The 3,254-nt window shown below is 68.0% G+C and carries 3 protein-coding genes; 1 reads left to right on the forward strand and 2 read right to left on the reverse strand.

All coding sequences use genetic code 11. From position 1 onward, the window contains the following. Positions 1-455: 455 nt before the first annotated feature. Positions 456-878, reverse strand: coding sequence for a PPOX class F420-dependent oxidoreductase (locus WEE69_07125; protein ID MEX1145060.1), 423 nt, complete (start codon positions 876-878; stop codon positions 456-458). 9 nt (positions 879-887) lie between these two features. Then, the gene (locus tag WEE69_07130; GenBank protein MEX1145061.1) at positions 888-2,327 is read right to left on the reverse strand and encodes a glycosyltransferase; all 1,440 of its coding nucleotides are present in this window, start codon (positions 2,325-2,327) and stop codon (positions 888-890) included. 80 nt (positions 2,328-2,407) lie between these two features. Between WEE69_07130 and WEE69_07135 the strand changes: the two genes are divergently transcribed. After that, positions 2,408-3,061 (forward strand): pyridoxamine 5'-phosphate oxidase family protein, encoded by a 654-nt coding sequence (locus WEE69_07135; GenBank protein MEX1145062.1) that lies wholly within the window; start codon positions 2,408-2,410, stop codon positions 3,059-3,061. The last annotated feature ends 193 nt before the right edge of the window (positions 3,062-3,254 follow it).

Below are 3,254 nucleotides of genomic sequence, written 5' to 3' on the forward strand. Positions count from 1 at the left end.
GTACGCCGGATCTTGTTCGTGGCACTTCGCTGACCTGCAGAGACGCAGCGAAATCGCTCATGACCTGCGATTTCATTGCTCACTGTTTCGCAGCGTTGCTCACCAGTTCTCGTTGAGCTGAGGACTGATTGAGGACCGAACCGCATCGGTCCATCAGTAGCACAGGCGGTGGCTAACGAGATCTCCTGACGCGGGTTGCGGTCTTCTTGGAGGCGGCCACCTTCATGCTTCGACGCGAAGTGCCAACCAGAGTTGTCCTCCGGTTCCCTCGCACGACGTTGACCTCGAGCTTCCCGCCCACGGACGCGACGCGTGACGATCGGCTCTGGCGACACGTGGCCTTCGATCCAGCGCAGCCGAGAACCTGGAACCCGACGCCTCGTCATCTACATGATGCCGGCGGGGTGAGCGAGCCGCCGTTTCACCGACGGCGACGTCCTCGCGGAGAGCCGAGCTCAGCCCGGGTTCCATGGCCCGACGCCGCCGATGCGATAGACGGCGATGTGGACGATGGAGCCGGGCGGCGGATCGTCGAAGGCCGGGAACTTGACGTCGGGGCCGAGGTAGACGTGCGCGAGCTCCTGAAGCAGCTCGGGTGCGCCGCCCTCGGTGATGCGCGCGGTGCCGTGCACGATGAGGTACTGCTTGAGTCCCGGCGGCTGCACCTCGGTTCCCTCGACGGACAGCACGACACGAGGATCCCGCCGAATGTTCCTGAGCTTCTGACCCGAGCCCAAGTGACCGAGGACGATCTCGTCGCCGTCCAAGCCCACCCACACCACCGAGAGCTGCGGCGAGCCGTCGGCGTTGACCGTCACGAGGTGGGCGAGTTGCCCCGACTCCAGGAGCGAGCGTGCGGATTCCGGGATGGCGACGATGACCGAGTCTTACGCGTCGGCGACACACCGAACGAAGAGCTCGCCCCACTTCTCGAGATGTCGATCCCCGAGGAACTCGTTGCGGGCTCGTTCGCGCGCGGCGGCGCCGAGCCGTGCCGCGAGCGTGGGCGACTCGAGGATGCTGCGGACCGCGCCACCGAATGCCGCGAGGTCGAGCGGATCGTCGATCAGCAGGCCGTGCTCGCCGTCGGCGATCTGGTCGGCGATGCCGCCTACCCTCGAGGCGACGACGGGTCGTGCCTTCCACATCGCCTCGACCACGGTCAGCCCGAAGCCCTCCGCGAGGCTCTTCTGCACGACGACGGTGGCGTGGCGTTGGAGCGCGTTCACGATCGTTGCGTTCTCGTCGGGGTCGTGCATGGGCAGGCACGCCAGGTGCACGCGCGCCCGCGCTTCGTGGGGCAGGAGATGCCGGCGCTGGATGCACTCGTCGAGCACTGCGGCACCTTCGGGGTCGTCCGTGACGCCGGTCACGCTCGGACCGACCAGCATGAGGTGCGCCCCGGCGGTTCCGTCGACGTGTCGCACGAAGCCCTCCATCACTCCGACCATGTCCTTCATGTGATCCCATCGGGAGACCTGCACCACGAGTGGCAGCTCGGGTGGCGGCGGTGGGCCGGTCTGGAGCACGTCGGCGTGGCGCGTGATCGTGCCCGTCGAACCGTCACGGCGTGAGAAGGTGACCGTCGTGGTGGGCGTGCCGGCGATGATGCCGGCGTGGCTCAGGATGGTGTGCACCTCGTCGGGCGAGAGCTCGCGGTTCTTGGTGGAGAACGGATCGATGGACGGCGCGATGACGTGCACGCGCTCATCGGCCATCCACGACGGCGCGAACATGCGGCGAGTGAAGACACAGGCATGCGCGGCATCGACGTAGGCCCGGAGGAAGCGCCATGCGCCCTCGGACCACTCGTTGTGCACGTCGATGCCGACATGGCAACGCCAGATCACGACCGCTCCGGCAGCCGACAGTGCGGGGATGAGGCCCGCCGGTTGAGGATCGTGCACGAGCACAACGTCACCGGGCTTCACCAGAGCGCGGAGCGCGTCCTCGTGCTCGCGCAGCGTGCGCTCGTAGACGACACGCTCCTCGGAGTCGAGGGGTCCACCGTCACCCGCAGTCCCATAGAGGCGGTTGTGGATTCGCTTGGTGATCGCGAAGAACGCGGGATCGCCCTGGATGACGAGCCACCGCACATCGAGACCGGCTCCCCGACCGTAGGCGACGAGCGTCTGGAGCATCTCGGCTACGCCACCGCCGCTCGCGGTGGAGTTGACGTTGAAGATGCGCCGGCCGTGCAACGCCGCCCGCGCTGCGTGCGCCGCCGTCTCGATCACCGCAACCCGTTCCTCGCCGATCACCGGTGCGAGGACTTGCGGGGCGAGCGCGTCGACGACGACCTCGTCGAGCGCGCGGCGACCCGTCACGACCACCAGCAGAGCACGCCCGAACCCGCCGGTTCGACCTCGGTGCATAAGTGGTTGGGTTCGCCGGGAAGGATTGAATGGTGACCGCCACGGACCCTGGCGACATCGGTCGTCGCGTCGCCCATCGTCGCCGCGAGCTGGATCTCAGCCTCGAAGACGTCGCCGCGCGCGCTGCCATGGATCCCGGCTACCTCGAGTATCTCGAGTCCCAACCGGCGCAGCCGACCCCCGCAACGCTGACACGCCTGGCGGTGGCCCTCGAAACGACCCTCAACAGCCTCGTCGGTGGAGGCGTCGACCTGCCCCCCGGACACGACCGCGGCAGCCGCAGCGGGGCGCCGCTCGATCCCTTGACCGAACGCGAGTGCCGCGCGCTCCTCGCGCCGGGCGGCATCGGACGCTTCGTGTTCGACGACGCCCGCGGCCCGGTCGCGCTGCCCGTCAACTATCGGATGGCGGACGGTGACATCGTCTTTCGCACGGCTGAGGTCTCCAGTATCCGCAGCGGCACCGATCGGGGGCGTGTCGGCTTCGAGGTCGACCACATCGACGACGCCCAGCGCCAGGGCTGGAGCGTGCTCGCCACCGGCTACGCACACGAGGTGCACCATGCCGACGAGCTGCGAGCACTCGAGCAGCTCGGCGTCGAACCCTGGGCCGGGGAAGCGCGGCCCGTCTTTCTCCGACTCGAGCCCGCCGTCATCACCGGGCGACGCATCAGCGTCGCCGTCTAAAGAGCACGGGCTCCCCCGAGCTGAGCCGGCCGGAGACTGGGCACGCGAGTGGACAGCACGCTGTCGCACGCACGCGTGCTCTCGCTCGACTGCATCGACAGGTGCTTCTCTGCGTCACACCCATCACTAAGACGTGTAGTCGCCGATGAGGCCAGAGAAGTGGTGGTGAGTCGGCGCGTACGCCGGATCTTGT

The sequence above is a fragment of the Acidimicrobiia bacterium genome (genome assembly GCA_040881685.1).
Classification (GTDB): domain Bacteria; phylum Actinomycetota; class Acidimicrobiia; order IMCC26256; family PALSA-555; genus SHVJ01.